Consider the following 23720-nt stretch of genomic DNA (forward strand, 5'->3'; position numbering starts at 1 on the left):
AATACGGGTAGCTAACAGCAATCCAACATTGTATTTGGTCAAAGATAATCTTTAATCTTGATTAAGCCATAATAAACAGAGGAAGATTTATGTCCGCTAGCAAATTCACTGGTACGCACCGAACATTAACGCTTACAGCAATCCGAGAAAGATGGATAAGTAATGCTGGATTGTTTGCACTATCTTGTAAGGATTGAAATGCAGAATACCATTCGCCAATGGGTACATCGTGTTGAAAGACGCCTGGACCGACTAAAGCATAAATACAAAAGATGGTATGGGTATGCTCCGGTAATTGTGCAGCCGTACATAACTTATGGCACCACTAATGAGTTATGGATTGCCGGTAGGCTGTTAGAAGCAAAAGGTGTGGAGGGAAGCCTTGAGAGTAGTCGCTGGAAAAATCTGGTGCACATGCTACGCCGCTATCAAAGCGATGAAATACCGTTTACGGATATTCATTTAACCTTAGGTGACCAGAGGCGAACTGTGAGCACGGATGCTGATGGTTATTTTCACTATCAGTGGAAAGCACCTGCTGCGGGGAGTGTAAAGCAGCCCTGGACTTGTCTGACGCTGCAAGCTGCTGACCCTGCACTGCCTAAAGCTGAAAAACAAAGTATCGCCGAGGTATCAGTACTCACTGACAGCGCTGAATTTGCCGTTATCAGTGATGTCGACGACACCATCATGCGCACAGGAGCAACCAATCTATTCAGGCATACTAAGACGGTACTGCTGAACAACGCTCACAGTCGGGAGTTGTTTCCTGGGACCTCAGAGTTTTATAACGCATTAAAACAAGGGGGACAGAGAGGTCCTGCAATCCCTTCTTCTATGTGTCGAGTAGCCCCTGGAATATCTACGATCTTATTGCCGAATTTATTGAAATTAATGATTTGCCTAAAGGCCCCGTGTTACTCAAAGATTTTGGTTTACGAGACGATCGCTGGTTTAAAAGCGGTCATGCGAGCTACAAAAAAGACCGCATCGAAGCGATTTTAAAAACCTACCCCCAACTGAAACTTGTGCTGATAGGCGACTCGGGGCAGCACGATGTTTATGCCTATTTAGAAATAGCAAAAAGTCATCCAGACAGAGTTCTGGCTGTTTATATTCGGGATTTAAAGGCCTCCTCCCGTTCAAAGGAGATTACTATAGCGGCAAAGGAGTTTGTGGATTACGGCGTGCCTTTTATGTTTGTTGAAGACGCCGCAAAAGCCGCTAACCATGCTGTGACGCTAGGACTGGTGTCAGAAACAGCAGCCCGAAATGTTGAACACAGTGTAGCTAACGCCCAGCTAGCAAAATAATAACTAAAAGAGAAAGTGGACAGGCACTCTCTACACAAGAGAAAGTGGACAGGCACTCTCCACATGTAGAGGTGAAGTCGGACAGTGGAGATAGTAGAGATAGTAGGACAGTCACTCATGGTATTTGGTAAAGACCTTGAAATCGCGAAGACAGCAGAGTAGGGGGGTAAAAGTGACTGTCCTTATTTGTTCATTCCGGATCCTGGGTCGAAGGTTGAATTTGTCTTTAGGCGAACGGCATTGTACAAATAATAGAGCGTCCGAAAAGAATGAAATGTCCGCGTGGGTATCAGTATTGTAACTTATTGAATATTAATTAATTGAACGGGGCTCATTAAAGTGACTGAAAAAAGGAAAGCAATATGAAACAACCAGCTAGACGCAGATTTTTATCTTTTGCCGGTATGGGGCCGGTGCTTTGTGCGCAGCATCGGCAGTTACTGTCAAAGCCCATGACACCGCTCCGTGTGAAGAGGTGTGGCCTGTGGTTCATATGGTGTATTTCTGGCTGAAAAATCCTGAATCAGAAGCAGATCAACAGGCCCTTGTGGAAGGTTTAAACAGTTTACGTGAGATTGAGCATATACAGGCATTGCATGTTGGCGTTCCGGCAGATACGGCCCCCCGAGATGTAATTGATAGCAGCTATCAGGTGTCTGAGATGATGATGTTTAAAAGTATTGATGATCAGAATGCATATCAAAACCATCCACTACACAAAAAATTTATAGAAGAATACAGCCATCTTTGGAAAAAAGTTGTGGTTTACGACTCTGTGAGCGCATTGCCACCTTCAGGCTGAACAAGTTTGTATGATGGAGTAATACGCTCAGAGTAGAGTGAATTCAGCGCTGAAGAGAGGACCGGTGAATACAAGACAGTCACTACCCGTATCTGCGCTGAATGTAGGTTGTAGTGCATACAGGCATCCACTCATACTTAGTGTGATGCAGCAATATCAACGTCTAATTTGCAGCTTAAGCTTAAAAAACAGTGAGATTAAATACCCTAGAAGAAAAAGGGAAACGTTCAACACTAAATGATGTAAATGCTCCAGGTAGTAGTAGAAAAACTAGCCTGATTAGGCAAAGTTGTATTTCAAATTTTTCTTGCGTGCCGACTTTAGCTTTTCCAGGCAGACGGTGGTTTTAAATTCTGTTTCGATTGCGCAGACGAATGCAGTCCAGTCAGCATGCTGCAACCCCACGCGGATAAGGATTGGAGAGGCGGTATCGCCAATTTTGCCTCGCTTTTCGGGGTGAAAGTAACGGCCTGTCTGTTCCACAAGGGCGAAATACTCCTCGAGTCGAAAAGGTAATCCGGCAGGCATATTCGCTCTAGGGTTACCAGCGAAAGGAAATAAGCGGGTGGGCTGGTAATGTGACTTAGCGGCTTCAATCCGTTTTTTTATACTGGTATGCGTAGATTCTTCGGGCGTATTCGCTAAACAGGCGCGTACGGGATTTAGATCAACATACGCCATGCAAGCTGCTAACGCAGCTTCATCCATGAGAGCCTGAGACTTAAATCGTCCTTCCCAGAAGTGACCCGTACAGCCGTCTTCTTTGTTCGCATGCCGTGCAATGTACTCATTCAGCAACCGCATAAACCAGCTTATATCAAACAAACGATTGCGATAAACTTCGGCAAGATCTCTTACGGTTTCTTTTTCTGCAGCAGATAATGCATCACTTTCAGCTGGGTTTATATACCGCTGAGCTAACAACATGCCTTTGTAGAGTTTGTGCCAGCGCCTGATAACTTCAGATACTGATAGCGAATCCGCTTTTTCCTTGTTGATGTGTAATACCACATGGGTGTGGTTGCTCATTACCGCGTAGGCACACACATCCACACAGAATACGTCCGCCAGAAACAATAGGCGTTTTTCTACCCACCCACGACGGTGCTCATAGCTTTTTCTCGTTAGCTTATCCACGCCACATAAGTATGCGCTACGTACGCAGCGAGAGACACAGTGGTAGTAGGGTGTCTCTGACAGATTAATAAGGCATTTACGGGGTCTGGGCATGAAGTTAAATAATTCCTGATTGAATAATTCAATTGTGCAGGAGTTTTTCGTAAATCCAACTGTACCTGAGGATGGAGAGTGAGTGTCTTTTCAATTCTTAGTGCTAAGTCTGCGGGGGGCTCGTGGTCAGTGAGGATAGACAGAAGATGAGACAGTCACTCATTGTGCGCTATTTTGCATCTGTAATGAAAGATTACTAATAACAATAGTATGCCCGCCGATTTTGCTGTGTATTGTGCAGTATGAACGTTATAGTAGGCAAAGCTAAGTATCTGACCAATGGCCGATTGTCCTGACAAAGTCGGCCTGTGCCACCGGAAACTACCCGGCTTACTTATTCATGCCGGTTTACGGAGATCATGATTTTGTTGTATTCATTTTCCAGCTTGCTGATAGTAGCGGTGCTGTTTAGTGCGATAGTACTGACCAATGAGGTGGGGTTTCGCCTTGGTCGCTTTGTGCAACGGCATACCGATGAGGAGGTTAAATCCTATACTGGGTCGATTCAGGCCAGCATATTAGGTTTGCTGGCATTGCTACTAGGGTTTACCTTTAGCATGGCGATGCAGCGTTTTGACCAGCGCAGCATGGCACTTATCGATGAAGCTAACGCGATTGGCACGGTTCAGTTACGTGTAGAGCTGCTACCGGCGCAAATGCAACCCACCGCAGAAAAACTGCTGGATACCTATCTCGATTTGCGACTGGCGGTGGCGACCTTGCCCATGAATGAACAGGATGAGCAGCAATCATTGTTAACCCAAACCTCACAGTTACAGCAAAAGCTATGGCAGCTGGTACGCGAAGCCGCAGAGCAGGACCCGAGGCCGGTTACCACCGGCATGATGATCACGGCATTGAACGCCATGTTTGATGCTCAGGGCAAACGCAATGCAGTACTACACATGCAAGTTCCGCAAATTGTGTTGCTGGTGCTATTCGCGGTATTCACCATTGCCGGTGGCATGATGGGATACTCAGCTGGCTTAAGCGGTCATCGGATTATTATGCCAATCTTACTAGTGGCACTCATCATTACACTCATTGTATTTTTAATTATTGATTTAGACCGCCCGCGCCAGGGAATCATCCAGGTTGACCAACACCCAATGATGGCATTACCGCGGCTTTCCGAAACATAGTCCAGCTAAGGTTTATTTGTCACCAAACTCCTTGGTTACATGTAGAGATACCGGGCGTAGTGGTCGCATTCGAAAAGTGCGCGTACATAGGCATGCTTTGATCAGTTAATAATGCCAGATGATTGCAATGATAAGTGACTGTCTGTATCTGCACTATGAAAAGTGACTGTCCTTATATGCTTATATGCTGCAGGTCGCTAGGTACACTTGAGACAGAGTTTGCCAAAACTGCTGTTCACAGAGCATCCGCTGGTGGTGAGCGGGCCCGATAGGATAACGCTGGCTTAATAAATACAGGATATATTATGTTACTGACTTTATGGTTATCTACCTTATTTTTGATATTAATTACTTTAATTCCGCTTTCTCGCCAGTCTCACTGGATAGTCCGAGGCATGGACTTCCCCCGTGTGCAAATCGCAAGTTGCCTCGGCGTCATTCTTGTAGCTGATTTAATACTCTTAGACTTATCGTCAATCTTTACGTGGGGCTTGGTGTTATTAGCCGCTATTTGTTTGGCCTATCAATTATGGTGGATATTACCTTATACCCCGCTTTGGAAGAGCGAAGTAAAAAGCATAGATGCAGAAATAAAGGATGAAGACAAGATACGCATTATGACATCGAATGTGCTCACGCCTAATCGTAAGGCGCATTTATTGATTGAGCTTGTCGAAAAACACCAGCCCGATGTGCTTGTTACGCTTGAATCTGATCAATGGTGGGAAGATCATTTAAAGCCGATAGAGTCGAGCATGCCGCATACTGTGAAATGCCCGCTTGATAATCTTTATGGCATGCACCTTTACTCCCGTTTACCGATAAAAGATGTAGACTTAAAATATCTTGTGGAAGAAGACGTACCCTCCATCCATTGTTTAATACAAATGCGCAATGGTCATAAAATAAGGGCGCACTTTGTTCACCCCGCGCCGCCTAGCCCTACTGAAAACGAAGAGTCATCAGAAAGGGATGCTGAACTAATAATAGTTGGGCGCAGTGTAGCGAATAGCGATGAACCAACTATTGTTACCGGCGATCTTAATGATGTAGCCTGGTCTCCCACCACACACCTTTTTCGAAAGGTCAGTAAGTTGCTTGACCCCCGAATTGGCAGAGGCATGTTCAATACTTTCCATGCCACGTATCCGTTCCTCCGCTGGCCGTTAGACCACATATTTCATAGCGACCACTTCACGCTAAGCCATATGCAGCGACTGCCTTGGATTGGCTCAGATCATTTCCCTTTGTTAACAGAAATGGCATTTCAGCCGGTGGTAGGCGCGCCTCAACAAGGCGTTGAGTCAGATGAAGACGATGAGGAACAAGCAGATGATATCGTCGATGATGAAGATGTCAGCAAGGAAGACGTCCCTAATCCTGGTAGTAAATGACAAAGTAAAATAAAGATGTCACGTTGGTTGGGGCCCCTCGCCCAACATATAACGTCGTCACTCATTGTCTACACGCCTTAGCAGATCCTGTATTTGTGACTGTTAAGGCCGAGTGACGCCAAAGTTTTACGAGAATTACCATTCGAGTTGTCTAAGGGGGAATTTTTTGCGGCCGAGGTGTATAAAGTTTTTGTCTGCTCCTTAATCGGAACATGAAGCTTTGAAATGTTGTGTTTCTCAAAGATCCTCATCAACATCGTAGATATCCTCTGACTTCAAGGGATATTCAAGTAAGCACGCACAGGGCAGACTCTCTGATTATGAGTACAACTAATCAAAGGAGTGTTGTAGTGGCCCGACTCAAAAAAGTGCCTGTCCATTCTTGCCTTCATCCTTCATCGCTTCTACTTCTAAGAGCTTGTCAGCCAGCATCTTTTTCAGCTTGTTGTTCTCAGACTCAAGCTCTTTTAAGCGCTTGGCTTCGTTAACCTCCAGGCCCGCATACTTGCTGCGCCAATTATAAAAAGTCCCCGACGAAATACCCATCTCACGGCAGATGTCGTCCACCTTTGCGCCAGCCTCATGCTGCTTGATGGCCTTGATAATTTGTTCTTCGCTGTAGCGTTTTTTCATTTTGAGATCTCCATTCTCTCCAGTTTATTGGAAATCTCATCAATGTCATGGTGTTATTTTTGAGGGAGAAGTCATACTGAATCACCGATGAGTCAATTTCATAGAGAGTAATACAGGTACGAAAAGTTTGGCTTACGGTTTGAGAAAAACTATATATTTTCTCGCGGAGGAAGACCTGTTATCTATCAACCCAAATGCGATTACGAACTGCTTCCAAACTCTCTAAAATGGAGACATGTCACATTTGATCCACCAAAAGTTGATTTTACATGGGAGAGAGAGTGGCGCATTGAGTCTGAAGGTCTAAAAATTGAACCAGAAAATGTAACCTTTATTGTGCCACATGAGGGTTATGGCCAATGCTTAAGTACTACCTATTATTTGAAGGAGTATCGAGAGGTAATAAATGCAGTATTAGAAGATGAACCATCATCTCATTTATTACCCAAAAACTATAAGTTCATGGTAATTTGAAAATATAACTAACCAAGTCATAGGGACATTATCACGTAGGCTTTCGTCACTTCGTTCCTTATTTTAGCCTACGTGTTACTGCCCCTTCTTCGGGCGTTATTCACAAATCAGTCAGTTGCCATGCTTTTAGGAACTGCTATAAGGCAAGGAGAAATGGGTGTCTTTACTCACAAGATTTGATTCCGCACAATTACGGGCAATATTGCGTACTTCTAACTATTGGTCAACGTTTAATCGAAATGATTACCCTGTACGGATACAAGATGCGCTTAAACACTTATATCGATGGATTAAATGTCCTTGCGAAGAGTCCTGTGAATGTAAGTCTTTCGGATGTACTCACCATTGGGTACGAGATAACGAATGTGGCTTCGAAGAGCATTATAGACATTTTTTGTCCTGCTATGTTGATGTACGAGCGCATGACTCTGTGCGCAATGGCCGCAGGTCAGGTCGCGGGTTAAACGCGGTGGTTGCTACGGAACGGATTCGGCAGCATTGGAATGAAATACAAGAAGTCTGTCGAGTCGAGACAAAAACATCTTTGATCTGTAGCAATTGGCAATGTGAGTATCTCGCCAATATTGCTCGTACATTTCGACCATCGGGCGAAAACATATATTTATCAAAGTGGATGTCATTGTTGAATATGGGAGTCTATGTTGCTTACGACAACGGAAGCGTTTCACTCCTTAATAGAGACTACGGTAATCCAGAGAATTATCAAATACTTATTGAACGTTTTCGCACTAACCTGATTAGTCATATGCAGAAGAACCAAATTACTATAAATGACTTTTTGTTGCTGGATGACCCTAGTGAGTTTTACAACTCTATTCCTCGCGCAAGCCATCGTCCGCTCGGCAATCTCCTAGACAAGTTATATCTGGTACTATAGCAATATCACGCATAACAATTTTATATGCTAGCACCCAGTTGCGCGTCGGTAGGCAAGGCGTTGACCCTCCGCAGTTTGTATTAAGGTGCCCCTGACTCTGAGGGGCTGAAACGTACGTATTGCAGTCGTTGGCTCTTTCTATCTAAGTACGAGAGAGCAATGACATGAGCGTATTAGCTTCGCTTCCATATTCAGGGAAACGACCCAATCGCTCGTTTTTTCTCTTTAGCACTTTATCTAGGTTGTCTGCTTTCCTTTATATAGCAATATGATAGCTAGTTTGGTATTAATAGTGAAAGTATAAAAGCAAGCGATGCGTTGGCAGAAAAACGCGCAAATCGCGCTATATTAAATTGTTATACGACTAAATTATGAATTCCAGTATTGCTGAAAATATTAGAAAGCACGGATGGCAGTATCAGTCCGTGTTCGACGAAAATGAAGAACTGCCAAGCTTCGCATACTCCATTGGCTTTGAAGAATCGTATTCACACCCTGAAATTATGATTTTCGGTCTATCAAAAGATGTCATGCACTCGCTACTTTCTAATCTGGCCACTGATATTAAAAGTGGCGTTGTTTTTCAACCTAACGAAAAAGTTAAGGAAGTATTGAATGGCAATTTTGAAGTCATGTTTAAAAGGATGAAAACTGAATTTCAGTCTGAATACGCCGGGACTGCGAAAGACTACTATCAAAAACCATTTGAAGTTCTGGTGATGCTCTGGCCTGATAAAAACAATGTTTTACCCTGTGAGCAAGGTTGTCAGCTAACTGTTCAGGCTGAAGCGGTAAAAGTCGTATAACAAACCGCTGTAGTCGGTCGCAAGCTCCCTGGGACAATAACACGTGGGCTCAGTCGCTTCGCTCCAATTTTAGCCCACGTATTATTGCCCCTAAGCGGGGCGTTATGCGCCACCACTGAAACAAGGACGTTTATGTCATTCAAATATACTTTAAATTTCTCGGTCATTTTCGCTTTATTAGTACCATTTTACTCTGTTGATGCTAGCGAGATGACTAAGAAAAAAGTTCAGAAAGACGATGTCAGCATCAACTATCACTTTATGGACAAGGACTCCATTCAAAAAGAAGAAGAAATAAGTGAATTAGTATCTAAAGCTTTTGAAATTTATACGGAGCTATTTGGTGGATTGCCAAGAGATCTGTCTGGAGATGAATACTCCGAAATTGATATCCATGTAAAGCAGGGTAAGTATTTAGGGGCGAAGCCGATCCTAAATTGATCATGTTGACATGGTCAGATGGAAATATGTTTGGTTTCGGTGGCTGGAAGACCGTATTGCTTCATGAGATTTTCCATTTATGGAGTGCAGAATCTATAAGATATAAAGACGGGCGCGAGCATTGGTTTAACGAAGGTTTTACCGAATACTACGCTTTCAAGACTGCTCTGCAACTTGGGCTTATTTCCGCTGATGAAGCGACATCAATCGCAGCTTTTCCCATTGGATATTATTCAGCCTCAAACGGGCTGGGAAAGATTTCGATGCGTGATGCGGGTAAAAGCAATGAGACTAAATTTGAAAACTATTTCCTTGTTTATCATGGCGGCTGGGTTGTAGCTATGATTCTAGACCACGAAATTCGCTTAAAAACTAATGGGGCTAAAAGCCTTGATGATCTCATGACATACATGTACTTGAATTATCCGAGACATAAAAAACTGTACAGTACTGAGGATATTGTATTGGGCCTGGAAAAAACAACAGGTATAAACTTTTCTGATTTTATAAATCAATATGTTATTGGTGTACAAACTATACCCGTATCTGACTACTTCAACTTGAGCAACGCCATTTGGAGTTATAAATTCAATAAGCATAATAAATCGAATTATAAGTACCTTTATCAAACACTGGGTATAAAAAGCAAAGAGCAATAATATAAAAGGAGCATAACAAGGTGTTAAAGGCGGATTTGAAAAGGTTGGCTTGATTCCGCTTCGCTCCAAAGTTTAGCCAACTATTACTAACCGCTTAACCCGGCGTTATGTGACTGAATTAGATGGTGTATTTAGGCCGATAGGGGTAATAGGTGGCGGACTAACAATCCCCATGGCGATTGTGATTTCTGTAGTCCTTCTGTTGTTTTTGTTGCGTTACGTTAGTATTAGATTGGTTCCATCGGATCAAGACAGCACTAAGGAGGTGCCTATGGTTAAAACATTAAAAGCTCGTACTCGTATTTTTTTAAGCTCAGTAGTTGAAAGTTTATGGGCTACAGGAGTCGGGGTCGTTGCAGGACACCTATCGACCTAAGTACATCATTCACATAACAAAACACTAAAGGCGCTCGCGCTGCTCGCTGGGACGATAACACATGGGCTGCGTCACTTCGTTCCTAATTTTAGCCAATTTGTTATCGCCCATTAGTGGGGTGTTGACCGTCTGCTCCTTGTCTGAAGCTGAACAGCAAGCCTGGTTCAGAGAGGGGTTGCATAGTGCCAGGAGTAGACATTTTCGGTAATCTAAAAATACGATATTCTTTCATAAATTATAAATTTATTAGCATAGGAAAGTGCCTTGAGAGCATTAGTTTTCACCTTTTTCATGTTCAGTACCTTTCTCGGCTACTGCGAATCAGTAGAAATCACTCGAAGTAAAATAGTTAACGTTACGGAAAAAGCGACATCTAGAGCTTACCCACTTTATATAAAAACACCTCGCTCTTACTCTTCCAAGACAAACAAAGTTTATCCTGTAATCTATTTAACTGATGCTCCTTACGCATTTCAGCTAGTCTCTGCCGTTACCCGTCCTTCTATGAATAGTGGCCTGTTAGAAGAGGCGATAATTGTTGGTATTTCGTATGAAGAAGGCTCTAGAGGCTCTTCGAGTCGAGTCAGAGATTATACGCCCAGTAATGCATCAGAATGGAAAATGGAAACAGGTAATGCGGAAAACTATTTGAATTTTGTTCGAAGTGAGGTTTTCCCTTACATAGAAAAGCATTTTAGAGTTGACGCCTCGAACCGAACCTTCGCAGGTCATTCTTTAGGTGGACTTCTTGGCGCTTACACCTTATTCAAACACCCTGACATGTTTAATAATTATATTCTAGGAAGTCCATCGGTTTGGTTTAACGATAATGAAATTCTTGCATCAACAACAGCCACTCCTACGCGCGAAACAAAGGTGTACTTATCTGTTGGGAGTTTAGAGCAGCCATATTTTGGTGAACCACAAGACATGGTCGCAGGAGCTAGGAGACTAGCTAAAAAGATAGGTGAAGATAGAAGTGAAAAGGTTGTTCTTAAGTTTCAAGTCATTGAGGGGCTAGACATACGACAGCATTCCCAACAACTTTGAGCCAAGGACTAGACTGGATTCATGGAAAGCATTAATGGGCATTTGTAGATAGTATCCTGCTGAGCGTCTACTGACTGTTAACGAGAGAGTGTAAAAATAACTGTGTAAATGGCATTCTTATCAACTCCTTAGAAGGATATCAGAATGCCAATATCAGACAAACTCATCGACCAACTGCTTGACGACTGTGATTCACCAGAAGACATTTTAGGCGAAGCTGGCCTGCTCAAGCAGCTTACCAAGAAGGTTGCTGAACGAGCGTTAGAAGCCGAAATGGAAGCCCATCCGGGCTACGCGCCCAACGATGCGGCTGGTAACAACAGCGGCAACTCTCGCAACGGTAAAACGAAGAAGAGTGTTCGCAGCACCAATGGTGATGTTGAACTCCATATTCCACGCGATCGCAACGGCAGTTTTGACCCCAAGTTAGTACGCAAAGGCGAACATCAGCTAAACGGATTTGATGAGCGCATTGTTGCCCTTTACGCGCGCGGCATGACCACGCGGGATATTCAGGCTTACCTTGAAGAAGCTTACGGTGTTGAGGTCTCTGCCACCTTCATATCGCAGGTAACGAACGCGGTGATGGACGAGGTTAAGGCCTGGCAGCATCGGCCGCTGGAAAAGCTTTACCCGGTGGTTTATCTCGACTGTTTAGTGGTTCGTAGTCGTGACTCTGGCGTGGTACAAAATAAATCCGTGTATCTGGCGCTTGGCATTAATACCGACGGTGAAAAAGAGTTATTAGGTCTGTGGATGGCCCAAACTGAGGGCGCCAAGTTCTGGTTGTCGGTGATGAACGAGCTTAAAAATCGTGGTGTGGAGGATATCTTCATCGCCTGCTGTGATGGCCTCAAAGGCTTCCCGGAAGCCATTGAAGCGGTATACCCGAAAACACAGGTGCAGCTGTGTATCGTGCATCAAATTCGCCACTCGCTGCGCTACGTGAACTGGAAGCAGCGTAAGATTATCGCGGCGGATTTAAAACTGATTTATGGTGCGGCCACTCGTGCTGAAGCCGAGCAGGCCCTCGAGCTTTTTGCAGAAAAATGGGATTGCGAACACCCGACCATCAGCCGCTCCTGGCGGGCGAACTGGGAACGTTTATGCGTATTCTTCGATTATCCGGTCGAGATACGCAAGGCCATTTACACCACCAATGCGATTGAGTCGCTGAACGCGTCCCTGCGAAAAATCACCAAGACCCGCCGGTCGTTCCCGAACGACGAAGCCGTCATGAAGGTGTTGTACCTAGCCTTGCATCAGGCTTCGAAAAAGTGGACGATGCCCATACGCAACTGGAAACCGGCCATGGCGCAGTTCGAGATTATGTACCAGGATCGGATTTAACAGTGCAATCAGCCATTTACACAAAATATTTTACAGTCTCGTTAACGAGCGACTTGCTCGTACGTAAACCAGCCTTTGACAAAAAGATGCTAGGTTCTTTTGCGATTTACTTTTTTACGCCTTTACCGATCTTTTTCTCTAAATTATTCAATCGCGTTTTATAAGCACCGTTCTCAACATTTTCTTCATAGCTCATAGCTCATCGCTAACGCTTTCTTCCTCATCTTAAGCGCCATGGCTAAATCGCCTTTAGCTTCATTGTCCACTACCCCTAAACTGAGACAGACTTAATTGGAGTTTTCTGCAATGATTAATGCAGGAGACGACAATGAAAAAATCACGCTTTACTGAATCACAGATCATCGCTGTGTTGAAAGAAGTCGATGCCGGAATGAAGGTTGAAGAGGTGTGCCGCCAGCACGGTATCAGCAATGCAACTTACTACAATTGGAAATCCAAGTACGGTGGGATGGAAGCCTCTGACGTTAAACGGTTAAAAGAGCTTGAAGAGGAAAATGCCAAGCTCAAGAAGATGTATGCCGATGTCAGTCTGGAAAACCATGCTATTAAGGAGTTGGTCGCAAAAAAGGGTTGGTGACAGCAGAGAAACGAGAGTGCGTCAGCGTATTGGTTGGTGCGGGGCTGAGTATCGTAAAGGCTTGCCTGTTTGTTGGTATTGGCCGTTCGACCTTCTATCGCCCCCAACGAGACTGGCGCAAAGCAGATGCTGCTGTCATTGATGCCATCAATGCAGAATTGAAGAAGTCGCCACGGGCGGGATTCTGGAAGTGTTTTGGGCGTATGCGTTTTAAAGGCTTTGCCTTCAATCACAAACGCGTTTATCGCGTGTACTGCCAGATGGGGCTGAACCTGAAGCGCAGAACCAAGCGTGTGTTGCCCAAGCGGATAGCTCAGCCCCTGGAAGTGCTTGCTCGGGTTAATCATCAGTGGGCACTGGATTTTATGCACGACACACTTTATTGCGGTAAACGCTTTAGAACGTTGAATGTGGTGGATGAAGGTACAAGAGAGTGCCTCGCCATCGAAGTGGATACCTCTTTGCCTGCGGGCCGTGTGGTGCGCTTGCTAGAGCAACTCAAGGCCGAGCGCGGATTGCCCAAGCAGCTGCGCGTCGACAACGGCCCGGAACTGATATCAGCGACGCTGGCGGATTGGTGCGAAACGCACAATATCAAACTGATTTACATCCAGCCTGGCAAACCACAGCAAAATGGCTTCGTCGAGCGCTTCAACGGCTCGTTCCGCAGAGAGTTCCTGGATGCTTACTTGTTTGAAACTATTTATCAGGTCAGAGAAATGGCCTGGGTCTGGCAACTGGATTACAACGAAGAACGAACTCATGAAAGTCTCGGTGACCTGCCTCCGGCAGCGTATCGGGCGAAACTGGAAAACTCTAATTTAGAACTGTGTCATTAAAGGGGGAGTGGACAATAACACCAAGTTGACTCCAGAACTAAAGCCCGGCCCCGAAAGTGCCGCTTCCTTATACTTCGGTTCTCAGTCACGATGTGAACAACATCGAATGCAGGCGTCATTCAGATGCTTCTGACCCATTACCGCTTGATATTAAAACGCTGCATTCTTTCTCCTGACTCGCCACCTGTTAAAACAGGCACCTTCGGATATTCCTACAGCGTTGCTTAACCACTGTCTATAGCTGTTTAACAGCGAAGCGCACCTCGCTAATATCTGCACAATCAATCTCAGCTTGCCGCAAAATCCCAACTTAAGTGGCCAATGCCACATTTGGCGAAGGATAAAATTGTTTATTTCAAAAATCATCTGGTACAATCAGTTGATTATTATAAGAAGAGATGCTCAGGCGAAAAAATTATGATTTACAAGGCCCAGAGTCCTGCCGGATTTGCTGAAGAATATATTGTTGAATCAATCTGGAGTGGTCGTTTCCCTCCTGGCACCATATTGCCTGCCGAACGCGAATTGTCTGAGCTTATCGGGGTAACCCGAACTACACTTCGTGAAGTATTACAACGCCTTGCCCGTGATGGCTGGCTGACCATTCAACATGGTAAACCCACTAAAGTAAATAATTTCTGGGAAACCTGTGGGCTGAACATTCTTGAAACGCTGGCGCGGCTGGACCAGGAAGGTATCCCCGAATTGGTGGATAACCTACTGGCGGCACGTACTAATTTAAGCGCTGTTTTTATTCGTGGCGCGATTCGCCACAACCCTGAAGAAGCCATCAAGATTATCTCACGCTATAAAGATTTAGAAGCAGATGGGGCCGCGTTCGCAGAATATGATTATCAGATGAATCATGATTTGGCGCTGGCGTCAGGCAATAATGTGTTTGTATTGATGATGAACGGCTTTCGGGGACTGTACTCTCGCATTGGCGGATACTTCTTCTCACACGATAGTGCGCAGCAGGTAGCACGCAATTTTTATAAGGAATTGCTCGAGGTTGCAGAGCAGGGTAAATACGATGACGTGCCGGTGGTAGTGCGCAATTATGGTATTGAGTCTGGCAAAGTGTGGCTGCAGGTTCGCGAAGATATGCCTAAAGATCTGGTCGACTAATTTTCGACATTCAGGTAACGGTTTTAAAAAAGACGCCATTGGGCGTCTTTTTTTGTATCTTTAAGCGTGGGAGACTATAGTTTGTTCAGGTCATCTGGCGCTGGCGTTACTGCGTCAATGATGGCGTGTTCTTTTAGTGAGCATAGTGAGTGTAAGCGTTCGGCATCCTCTTAGGCAGGCTGATATAGCCTGGGCTGGTCTTTGTAATCTTTTAACCGGTAGACCTTCCATGAAAAAAATCCACTTGTCTGGTTCGAAATTTATGTCGACGACATGGCCCGTGCCCAGGCATTTTACGAAGCAGTTTTACAAACGACTTTGGCGTCCATTGATGCCCCCGACAAAAATCTGACTATGCTTGGGTTTAGTGGCGATATGGAGGCTCCCGGCTGCAGTGGGGCGCTGGTACATACCCCCGAATTAAGTGCCGGAGTCGGGGGCACACTAGTTTATTTTTGTTGCGAAGATTGCAGTAATGAAGAAAGCCGGGTAGCAAACGCCGGCGGTGCGGTGGTACAAAGCAAAATGGCTATAGGGGAATACGGATTTATCGCACTGGCCAAAGACACCGAAGGCAATATTGTCGGGTTTCATTCAACCCGGTAGCACGCCCGTTAACGCTACTTGGGGCCGCGCTTCCACAGATTCTGGTGTTTTTTCTCGGCAAAATAGTCAGCTGGCTCCCAGTATGGCGGCGCCAGGCCGTCTACTGATTTATCATTGAAGTTACTTTGTAGCTGACTCATGATTTCGGAAATACGGTCGCGACCGATACGCATTAATTTCTTTTGATTGGCCGGGAAAAACAGATTGCGCCCTTTTTCAATCACTTCATCGCCACCCGAGGTAACAAAGTTCAGGTTACGTGATACCACCCGGCAATGGGGCTCCCCCGGATTTTTTGGATTGAGCTGGTTTACAATGGCGTATTCAAACTGCTTTTTTTCTTCACCGCGTTCATTTACGGGGATAAAGGTGATCCCGAATCCCTGAGGAAAAAAGCCTACAATTTTCATGAAAGCTTGTGCCAGCTTGGTATTCAGCCCGCCTTTTTTAGCCAGCTGCTCGATGAGAAGATAGCCTTTCGCCAACTCTTTACGCGTGTAATCGTGTTTGGTAGACAAAATGATTGAAACATATATTTGCGGAATTTTAAGCAATTCGCCAAGCCCGGTTTTAGAAACAAACGCATCGTACATGAGCTTTTCACGAAACTGATTGGCTGCCTCATGGGTTTTGTCGAAGCGATGTTGCTCTTCGGTATTGTCCCCCTCATAAACCGGTTGTCCTAATCCACGCTTAAGGTAGCTCATTGTATGCAAATAATTAAGCTTAAGTAGCTGCTTACGCTGGCTTTCCTCTAATAGTCGAAATTCATCAAGATTACGTTTCTCACCCAGCAAAATGGCTTGTGCATCATTGTGCTGTAAGCCGATATCCTGCAGCAGCGCGCTCGAAATCAGTGGGATAGCCAACTCGGTTTGCCATTTTTTCTGCCAGTGTTCATCACCGCTCATGCGCGCTAGCGAGGGGCGGTAAAGGGCAAGATAGGGATGGGACGTGGTTTCATCCTGCAGCAGCTTGTCTACCAGCCGTAACAACAATACCGCCTTATATAGTGGTTTTAAGCGCTGATGCAGGCGGGCGAAGCCGGTGGCCGGCCCCTGGGTGAGCAGCATTAGCGTGCCCAGAAATCTGGCGCTCTGAGTCTGTGTTTCTTCATAAGAGTCGCCTTCACACAATTCAATAATGTGCCGGCTTACCTCATTGACCCGGGCAATACGAGCCAGCCTCTCGTCTTCGAGCTTTTGTTTGCTTTGTTGGATATGCTGCTGCAACTCGCCGATGTCGACAGCAGATGTTTCGCGCGTAAGGGCGCTTTGGCGCTTGGCTTCGAGCTCGCGAATATGGCTTATCAGGGAAGGCGTGAGTGAAAAATAGTTCTTCGCATCAGCATACAAAGAAGGCGAACGGCCATCCACCGGCGAGACTTTATCCAACAGTTTTTTTACCTGCTGGGTATACACATTGTCAGGATGTTCTATTTTTTTGTTCACAGCGGTCCTTTTGCTACCGGGTAAGACCGGCGACAGGTAAGCCATCGGGTAACGGGGGTCTGGCGTCATCATATTCACAATATAGTTAAGGTCAATGCTAAACGGAAACTATGGCTGAAAATATCGTTAATTAACGGCGCTATGTTATAAAGGTGTTAACAGTGGATGAGTGCTTTGGCAAAGCCAGGCAATAAAAACCGTGATGGAATAGGATGACAACGATACCCGCAAGCAACTATGACTATATTATTGTCGGCGCTGGCTCAGCCGGCTGTGTGGTGGCCGCCCGTTTAAGCGAAAATCCCGCGATTCGGGTTTGTTTACTTGAAGCGGGTGGCCGCGATACCCATCCGCTGATTCATATTCCGTTTGGATTATCTATGCTTAGCCGGCTTCAGACGGTGAACTGGCATTACCACACCATGCCACAGCCGGAACTGAACAACCGCGCGCTGTACTGGCCCCGGGGCAAAACCCTGGGCGGCAGTAGCTCTATCAACGCCATGTGCTACATTCGTGGTCAGTATAGTGATTTTGATGATTGGGAAGCGGCCGGTGCCAGCGGCTGGTCGGCCCGGGAGGTTATCCCCTGGTTTAAAAAAGCAGAAAACTTTTGTGGCGGCGCTGATGAATATCATGGCGAAGGAGGACCTCTGCAGGTGAACGAATTACGCCATGCCGATCCGCTGTCCCACACCTTTATTAAAGCAGCCGGTCAGGCCGATCTGCCACCATGTACAGACTTTAATCGCCAGCAGCGGATAGGTGCCGGTCTTTATCATGTCACTCAGCACAATGGCCAGCGCTGGTCGAGTGCAAGGGCTTACCTGGGCGAGGCTCAGGCGCGCCAGAATCTGGATATCAGAACCCAGGTACAGGTTAACAAAATCAATATTACCGAAGGTATTGCCACAGGGGTACAAATCCAGTCGGAGTCTGAGTGTGTGAATTTAACGGCCCGCCGGGAAGTGATTGTTTGCGCCGGGGCCGTTAATACCCCACAACTGCTAATGCTTTCTGGGGTAGGGCCCGGTGAGGAGCTCGCCCGGCATACTATCCCGGTGGTGTGCCATCGGCCCGGGGTGGGGCAGAATTTGCAGGATCATCTGGATGTTATTGTGCAATGTAAAGGTAAAACCCACGATGGCTATGCCATTGCCCCCACGGCGATACCCAGATACTTAAAAGCTTCTATCGACTATTTGTTGCACCGCAATGGTCTGCTTTGTTCAAATATTGCCGAAGCCGGTGGCTTTGCCTGTTCGTCTAACGCGGCGACGAACAAACCTGATTTGCAGTTTCATTTTTTACCCGCCCGGTTAAAGGATCATGGCCGTAAAACATCGTTTGGCTATGGTTATGGCTTGCACGTGTGCAATTTGTACCCGCGCAGTCGGGGGCAAATCACCTTGCAAAGCGCCGATCCGGCACTGCCACCGCAGATAGACCCGGGTTATTTAAAAGATAAGCAGGATCTTCAGGTTATGCTTGAGGGGATACGCCTGGCCAGAAAGATTTTACAGGCCCCGGCCTTTGCGCCTTATTTTAAATCCGAGTGGCTGCCCGGCGATTCCTGTCAGTCAGACACACAATTAACCGAATTTATCCGGCAACGGGCCGAAACCATCTATCATCCGGTAGGGACCTGTAAAATGGGTCATGGCGAGGATCCAAACACGGTGGTCGATAACCGCTTGCAGGTGATAGGGGTGAAAGGGTTACGAGTGGCGGATGCGTCGGTTATGCCGACGATTACCGGAGGCAACACTCATGCACCGGTAGTGATGATAGCAGAGCGGGCCGCTGCGTTTATTTTACAGGATTATGCACCGTCTCAGGCTGGCTCTCATGCTTTACCTCCGGCGGGCGCTGCATAAACAAATCCGCCGCCGTGTCACACATATCGTCAATATGAGAGCTGTTCGCGTACACCCCGTCTATCACCAGCCGGGCGATACCATGCAAAGTCCCCCAGGTTACCTGGGCCAGGCGCAACGCCTCTGGATGGGCCGGCAGCAAGCCGTGCTGTTGCCAGAAGCGGGTCATTTCCACCTGATACTGAAAGGTAGGATACGCGATATCTTTTAAACTCTGATCCGCTTCGTTGTGTCGCCATAATGTCCGACCAAACATCAAATCATAAAGCTGTGGATGCGCCGCCGCATACCTTATGTAGGCATGAATAAACGCGCGTAAGCGCACGGCCGCAGAGTCGGCGGTATTTTCAAAAATATGTTGTGCATTTTGCTTCCACTGGGCAAAACCACTGGCGGCCACCGCACTTAACAGCGCATTTTTATCTTTAAAATGATGATACGGGGCGGTACGCGACACGCCCAGATCCTCAGCCAGCTTACGCAGCGATAGCTGTTCAATACCATAAGTTTCTAAACGGTGGGTTGCCGCCGCCACCAGTGCGCTGCGTAAATCGCCATGATGATAGGTTTGTTTGGTATTCACGGAATAAGCCACCCAATGTAAATAAAATGAAAAGCTGCATGTTGACAGGGTTCATATTACATCATATCTTGACACTGTCTAGTTTGGCCTGGCCGGTCTTTTCGGCTACGCTTTATTGGCTTTACTTATTTTTGCTAAATTACAGGCGCTGTTATGGAAAATACCTCACCACATCCGGCTTACCCGAATCTGTTTCAACCACTGGACCTGGGTTTTACCCAACTCAAAAACCGGGTATTAATGGGTTCTATGCATACCGGACTCGAAGAAATGCCTGGCGGGCATAAACATATGGCGGCCTTTTATGCCGAGCGTGCCAGAGGTGGGGTAGGTCTGATAGTGACCGGCGGTATAGGGCCTAACGAAGAAGGTGCCACCCACCCGGCAACCCGGCGTCTGGATACTGACAAAGCCGTAGCGCAGCATCGGGAAGTGACCGATGCGGTGCATGCTGCGGGCAGTAAAATCTGTATGCAAATTTTGCATACAGGCCGCTATGCCTATAGCGAAAAACTGGTAGCGCCTTCTGCCATCCAGGCTCCGATTAATCCTTACAAACCCAAAGCGCTGAGCGATGAGGAAATTCATCAACAAATCGATGACTTTGTATTTGCCGCCAAACAAGCCCAACGTGCTGGCTATGATGGGGTGGAAATTATGGGGTCCGAAGGCTACTTCCTCAACCAGTTTATTGTACAACGCACCAATCATCGTGATGATGCCTGGGGCGGAGCGTACGAAAATCGTATCCGGCTGCCTATCGAAGTGGTGCAGCGGGTGCGCGAAGCAGTGGGTAAAGAGTTTATTATTATCTACCGGTTATCTATGCTGGATCTGGTAGAAGACGGGTCGAACTACGACGAAGTGGTGCAACTGGGTAAAGAAATTGAACGTGCCGGAGCCACCATTATCAACACCGGTATCGGCTGGCATGAAGCCCGCATCCCCACAATTTCAACCCGTGTGCCCCGGGCCGCATTTACCTGGGTGACCGCCAAATTCAGACAGGCACTGTCAATTCCTGTTATTACCTCAAACCGTATCAACACCCCTGAAGTGGCGGAAGAAGTTCTGGCCCGGGGTGATGCCGATATGGTGTCGATGGCCCGGCCTTTTTTAGCTGATGCCGAGTTTGTTATTAAAGCGCAACAGAATAAAGCCGACGAAATTAATACCTGTATTGGCTGTAATCAGGCCTGCCTGGACCATGTTTTTAATGGCAAATTAACCAGTTGTCTGGTTAATCCAAGAGCCTGTCATGAGTTGCAGCTAACAATATCTCCGGCCGATAATATTAAGAAAGTGGCGGTGGTGGGGCCGGTCCGGCTGGTTTGGCAGCGGCCGTCACCGCCGCCTCCCGGGGGCACAAGGTAACGTTATTCGATAAAGATGACAGTATCGGGGGCAGTTTAATATTGCCCGGCAGATTCCCGGTAAAGAAGAATTTAACGAAACCCTGCGTTATTTTGCCCGCCAGCTTGAAATCCATGGTGTAGAGGTAAGACTGAACACGGCCGCCGATGCCGCGCAGCTCAATGACGAAGGCTTTGATGACGTGGTGCTGGCCACTGGTATTGTGCCGCGCACCCCTGATATTGAAGGCATTGATCATCCCAGCGTGCTGTCGTACATCGAAGTGATCAAACAGCACAAACCCGTGGGGCAAAAAGTCGCTATTATCGGGGCAGGAGGCATTGGCTTTGATACCGCCGAGTTTTTATCTCACGGCAAAACCCAACCCAGCCTGGATATTGCTGAATTTATGCGCGAGTGGGGTATCGATATGACCTTTACCGCACGTGGCGGGGTCAAGGATATGCGGCCTCAGCCCGAGCCATCGTCTCGTGACATCGTGCTGTTGCAGCGTAAATCCACAAAGATGGGTGCCGGACTGGGTAAAACCACCGGATGGGCGCATCGCGCGAGTCTCAAGATGAAAGGCGTGAAAATGATTCCGGGCGTGCAATATCATAAAATTGATGACAACGGTTTGCATATCAGTATTGATGGCAAACCTGAAACCCTGGCTGTAGACAATATTATTATCTGTGCCGGTCAGGAGCCTCTGCGCGAATTGGTAGCAGGTCTGAAAATGCCTCACCATTTGATTGGCGGCGCAGATGAAGCCCTGGAGCTGGATGCCAAACGTGCCATCGAGCAAGGCACCCGACTGGCGGCGAGCCTGTAACTATTGCCCGTACCAAAATAAAAAAGGCCGGGGAGGCGTCATGCTCCCCGGCCTTTTTGTATCTATTTATCTATTTGACTTGAGCCAGAGTTACCCGTTTTGCTCATTCATAAACGGATAATCAATGTAACCTTCTTTACCGCCGCCATAAAAGGTTTCCTGATCAGGCTCATTGAAGCCCGCACCAACCTCTAAACGTTCGACTAAGTCCGGGTTAGCAATATACAACCGGCCAAAGGTGATCGCATCGGCGTAATCGGACTCTACAGCCGCTTTAGCGGTCAGATAATCGTAATCGCCATTGGCAATATAAAAACCGTTCCAGACCTTACGCAATATTTCCTGGGTTTTTAAGTCGGTATTTTCGGTTGGCATACCTGGAAAGCGTTCCACCATATGCAGATAAGCCAGGTTATAGCGATTCAGCACATCAATAATATAGGTAAAGGTATTCAGTGGGTCGCTGTCTTCTATATCATTGAAATTACCAATGGGGGATAAACGTACACCTACCTGAGCGCTGTCCCATGATTTAAGAACTGCATTTACCACTTCATTTAAAAAGCGCATGCGATTTTCCAGCGACCCGCCGTACTCATCTTCCCGTTTATTGGTGCTGTCCCGTAAAAACTGGTCAATCAGATAACCATTGGCCGCATGAATCTCGATGCCATCAAAGCCGGCATCGTAAGCATTTTTGGCCGCTTTACCATAATCTTCTACGGTGCGGGCAATATCTTCGGTTGTCATTGCACGAGGTTCTGAAGCAGGTTTTTTTTCACCATCAAAAAATACATCGACATCGGGCTTGATGGCTGATGGGGCCAGGGGCGCATCGCCATTTGGCTGAAAATGAGAATGACTGATACGGCCTACATGCCACAACTGCAACACAATTTTGCCGCCTTTTGCGTGAACCGCATCGGTGATTTCACGCCACTTGTTCACCTGTTCCTGAGAGTAAATGCCAGGCGTTTTAACATAACCCTTGCCTTCCTGATTAATCTGCGTGGCTTCTGCGATTATCAGGCCCGCCGACGCACGTTGCTCATAATAGGTTACGGCCATATCAGAAGGCACATCGGTGTCGTCATGGGCACGGCTGCGAGTCAGCGGGGCCATAAAAATACGGTTTCGAATTTCGATATTGCCGGTGTTACCGGCAGAAAATAAATCAGTCATCAGATATCTCGGTTAGGGAAAGAAAAGCCGGGTGAGAGCACCCGGCTTGCAATCGCGGATGGGCTTAAATCACTAGACAGTTTGCTTTTCGTGCTTTCCTTCGCGAAGTTCTTCCACAACTTTCTTGCAAAATGCTTCCATATCGTTGGGGTCACGACTGGTGGTAAGACCTTGATCTACCACTACCTCTTCATCAACCCATTTTGCACCGGCATTAATAAGGTCGGTTTTAATTGATGAGAAAGAGGTGATGGTGCGATTTTTTAATACATCGGCTTCGGCCAGCAACCACGGTCCATGGCAAATTGCCGAGACCGGTTTGTGCTGAACAAAGAAATCACGTACCAGCTGCACGGCTTTGTCATTAGTACGCAAGGTATCAGGATTAAGTACGCCACCAGGCAGAATCAGACCGTTATAATCATCGGCTGAAACTTCATCGACGGTTTTATCTACAGAAAATGTGTCGCCCTTCTCGTCATGGTTCATGCCCTGAATCTGACCCGACTCCAGAGAAACAATATGGACCTCGGCACCTTCATCTTTCACGCGCTTCATTGGCTCAGTTAGTTCAACTTGTTCAAAACCATCGGTTGCAAGAATGGCAACGGATTTACCTGTTAATACACCCATTGTAGTTTCCTCCTCAGTTGACAATGTGCCTCTTCCTACGCACAGCAAAACCGGATGGGATCGTTTA

General features: G+C 46.5%; 17 protein-coding genes and 4 pseudogenes. 15 read left to right on the forward strand and 6 right to left on the reverse strand.

The genetic code is table 11. The annotated features are described in order from the left end of the window. Positions 1-414: 414 nt before the first annotated feature. The 3 genes and pseudogenes from IT774_RS17865 to IT774_RS05760 form a co-directional block, all read left to right on the forward strand. Positions 415-798 (forward strand): annotated as a pseudogene (locus tag IT774_RS17865) (phosphatase domain-containing protein); the annotation flags it as partial. Between the two features lie 41 nt (positions 799-839). Continuing rightward, positions 840-1313: a phosphatase domain-containing protein gene (locus tag IT774_RS05755; protein ID WP_195811735.1), complete on the forward strand. Its 474-nt coding sequence runs from the start codon at positions 840-842 to the stop codon at positions 1311-1313. A gap of 493 nt (positions 1314-1806) precedes the next feature. Beyond that, the gene (locus IT774_RS05760; protein WP_195812218.1) at positions 1807-2115 is read left to right on the forward strand and encodes a Dabb family protein; all 309 of its coding nucleotides are present in this window, start codon (positions 1807-1809) and stop codon (positions 2113-2115) included. Between the two features lie 279 nt (positions 2116-2394). Here IT774_RS05760 and IT774_RS05765 read toward each other — a convergent pair whose 3' ends face one another. Then, on the reverse strand, positions 2395-3345 hold the full coding sequence (locus IT774_RS05765) for a transposase (protein ID WP_195811736.1): 951 nt from the start codon (positions 3343-3345) through the stop codon (positions 2395-2397). 359 nt (positions 3346-3704) lie between these two features. Here IT774_RS05765 and IT774_RS05770 point away from each other — a divergent pair, with 359 nt between their 5' ends. Together IT774_RS05770 and IT774_RS05775 are read left to right on the forward strand one after the other, a co-directional pair. Next, positions 3705-4487, forward strand: a complete 783-nt coding sequence (locus IT774_RS05770; protein WP_195811737.1) for a bestrophin-like domain — start codon at positions 3705-3707, stop codon at positions 4485-4487. 305 nt (positions 4488-4792) lie between these two features. Beyond that, on the forward strand, positions 4793-5881 hold the full coding sequence (locus IT774_RS05775; RefSeq protein ID WP_195811738.1) for an endonuclease/exonuclease/phosphatase family protein: 1089 nt from the start codon (positions 4793-4795) through the stop codon (positions 5879-5881). Between the two features lie 390 nt (positions 5882-6271). On the opposite strand, the pseudogene IT774_RS05780 reads toward IT774_RS05775, so the two are convergent. Next, positions 6272-6514, reverse strand: a pseudogene (locus tag IT774_RS05780) (transposase); the annotation flags it as partial. A gap of 1743 nt (positions 6515-8257) precedes the next feature. On the opposite strand from IT774_RS05780, the gene IT774_RS05785 reads away from it, so the two are divergent. From IT774_RS05785 to IT774_RS05820, 8 genes and pseudogenes are all read left to right on the forward strand, one after another. After that, a complete protein-coding gene (locus tag IT774_RS05785; RefSeq protein ID WP_218958951.1) occupies positions 8258-8692 on the forward strand; it encodes a DUF4262 domain-containing protein in 435 nt (144 codons plus the stop codon). A gap of 132 nt (positions 8693-8824) precedes the next feature. Beyond that, positions 8825-9133 carry a hypothetical protein gene (locus IT774_RS05790; RefSeq protein ID WP_195811739.1) on the forward strand — a complete coding sequence of 103 codons (309 nt, stop codon included), beginning with the start codon at positions 8825-8827 and terminating at the stop codon, positions 9131-9133. A gap of 26 nt (positions 9134-9159) precedes the next feature. Beyond that, the gene (locus IT774_RS05795) at positions 9160-9792 is read left to right on the forward strand and encodes a M61 family metallopeptidase (protein WP_195811740.1); all 633 of its coding nucleotides are present in this window, start codon (positions 9160-9162) and stop codon (positions 9790-9792) included. Positions 9793-10432: 640 nt separating this feature from the next. After that, the gene (locus IT774_RS05800) at positions 10433-11218 is read left to right on the forward strand and encodes an alpha/beta hydrolase (RefSeq protein WP_232365136.1); all 786 of its coding nucleotides are present in this window, start codon (positions 10433-10435) and stop codon (positions 11216-11218) included. 144 nt (positions 11219-11362) lie between these two features. After that, a complete protein-coding gene (locus IT774_RS05805) occupies positions 11363-12568 on the forward strand; it encodes an IS256 family transposase (RefSeq protein ID WP_195811741.1) in 1206 nt (401 codons plus the stop codon). Between the two features lie 328 nt (positions 12569-12896). Continuing rightward, positions 12897-14005 (forward strand): IS3 family transposase gene (locus tag IT774_RS05810; RefSeq protein WP_195809581.1). Its coding sequence is split into 2 segments (ribosomal slippage): positions 12897-13149 and positions 13149-14005, totalling 1110 coding nucleotides; the frame shifts between segments, so codons are not numbered across the junction. A 417-nt stretch (positions 14006-14422) separates the two neighbouring features. Beyond that, positions 14423-15133 (forward strand): fatty acid metabolism transcriptional regulator FadR, encoded by a 711-nt coding sequence (gene fadR / locus IT774_RS05815; protein ID WP_195811742.1) that lies wholly within the window; start codon positions 14423-14425, stop codon positions 15131-15133. Positions 15134-15382: 249 nt separating this feature from the next. Beyond that, a pseudogene (locus IT774_RS05820) lies at positions 15383-15739 on the forward strand (VOC family protein); the annotation flags it as partial. A 14-nt stretch (positions 15740-15753) separates the two neighbouring features. Here IT774_RS05820 and IT774_RS05825 read toward each other — a convergent pair. Then, positions 15754-17190, reverse strand: a complete 1437-nt coding sequence (locus tag IT774_RS05825) for a hypothetical protein (protein WP_195811744.1) — start codon at positions 17188-17190, stop codon at positions 15754-15756. A gap of 212 nt (positions 17191-17402) precedes the next feature. Here IT774_RS05825 and IT774_RS05830 point away from each other — a divergent pair, with 212 nt between their 5' ends. Next, the gene (locus IT774_RS05830) at positions 17403-19067 is read left to right on the forward strand and encodes a GMC family oxidoreductase (RefSeq protein WP_195811745.1); all 1665 of its coding nucleotides are present in this window, start codon (positions 17403-17405) and stop codon (positions 19065-19067) included. Here the strand turns inward: IT774_RS05830 and IT774_RS05835 are convergent. Continuing rightward, complete coding sequence (locus IT774_RS05835) at positions 19000-19650, reverse strand: TetR/AcrR family transcriptional regulator (protein WP_195811746.1); 651 nt, start codon at positions 19648-19650, stop codon at positions 19000-19002. The genes IT774_RS05830 and IT774_RS05835 overlap by 68 nt on opposite strands. A gap of 153 nt (positions 19651-19803) precedes the next feature. On the opposite strand from IT774_RS05835, the pseudogene IT774_RS05840 reads away from it, so the two are divergent. Next, positions 19804-21838: pseudogene (locus IT774_RS05840) on the forward strand (NADPH-dependent 2,4-dienoyl-CoA reductase). Positions 21839-21928: 90 nt separating this feature from the next. On the opposite strand, the gene IT774_RS05845 reads toward IT774_RS05840, so the two are convergent. Beyond that, on the reverse strand, positions 21929-23020 hold the full coding sequence (locus IT774_RS05845; RefSeq protein WP_195811747.1) for an alkene reductase: 1092 nt from the start codon (positions 23018-23020) through the stop codon (positions 21929-21931). 72 nt (positions 23021-23092) lie between these two features. Further along, on the reverse strand, positions 23093-23653 hold the full coding sequence (locus IT774_RS05850; protein ID WP_195811748.1) for a type 1 glutamine amidotransferase domain-containing protein: 561 nt from the start codon (positions 23651-23653) through the stop codon (positions 23093-23095). Positions 23654-23720: the final 67 nt, after the last annotated feature.

The organism is Salinimonas marina, from assembly GCF_015644725.1.
Lineage (GTDB): Bacteria > Pseudomonadota > Gammaproteobacteria > Enterobacterales > Alteromonadaceae > Alteromonas.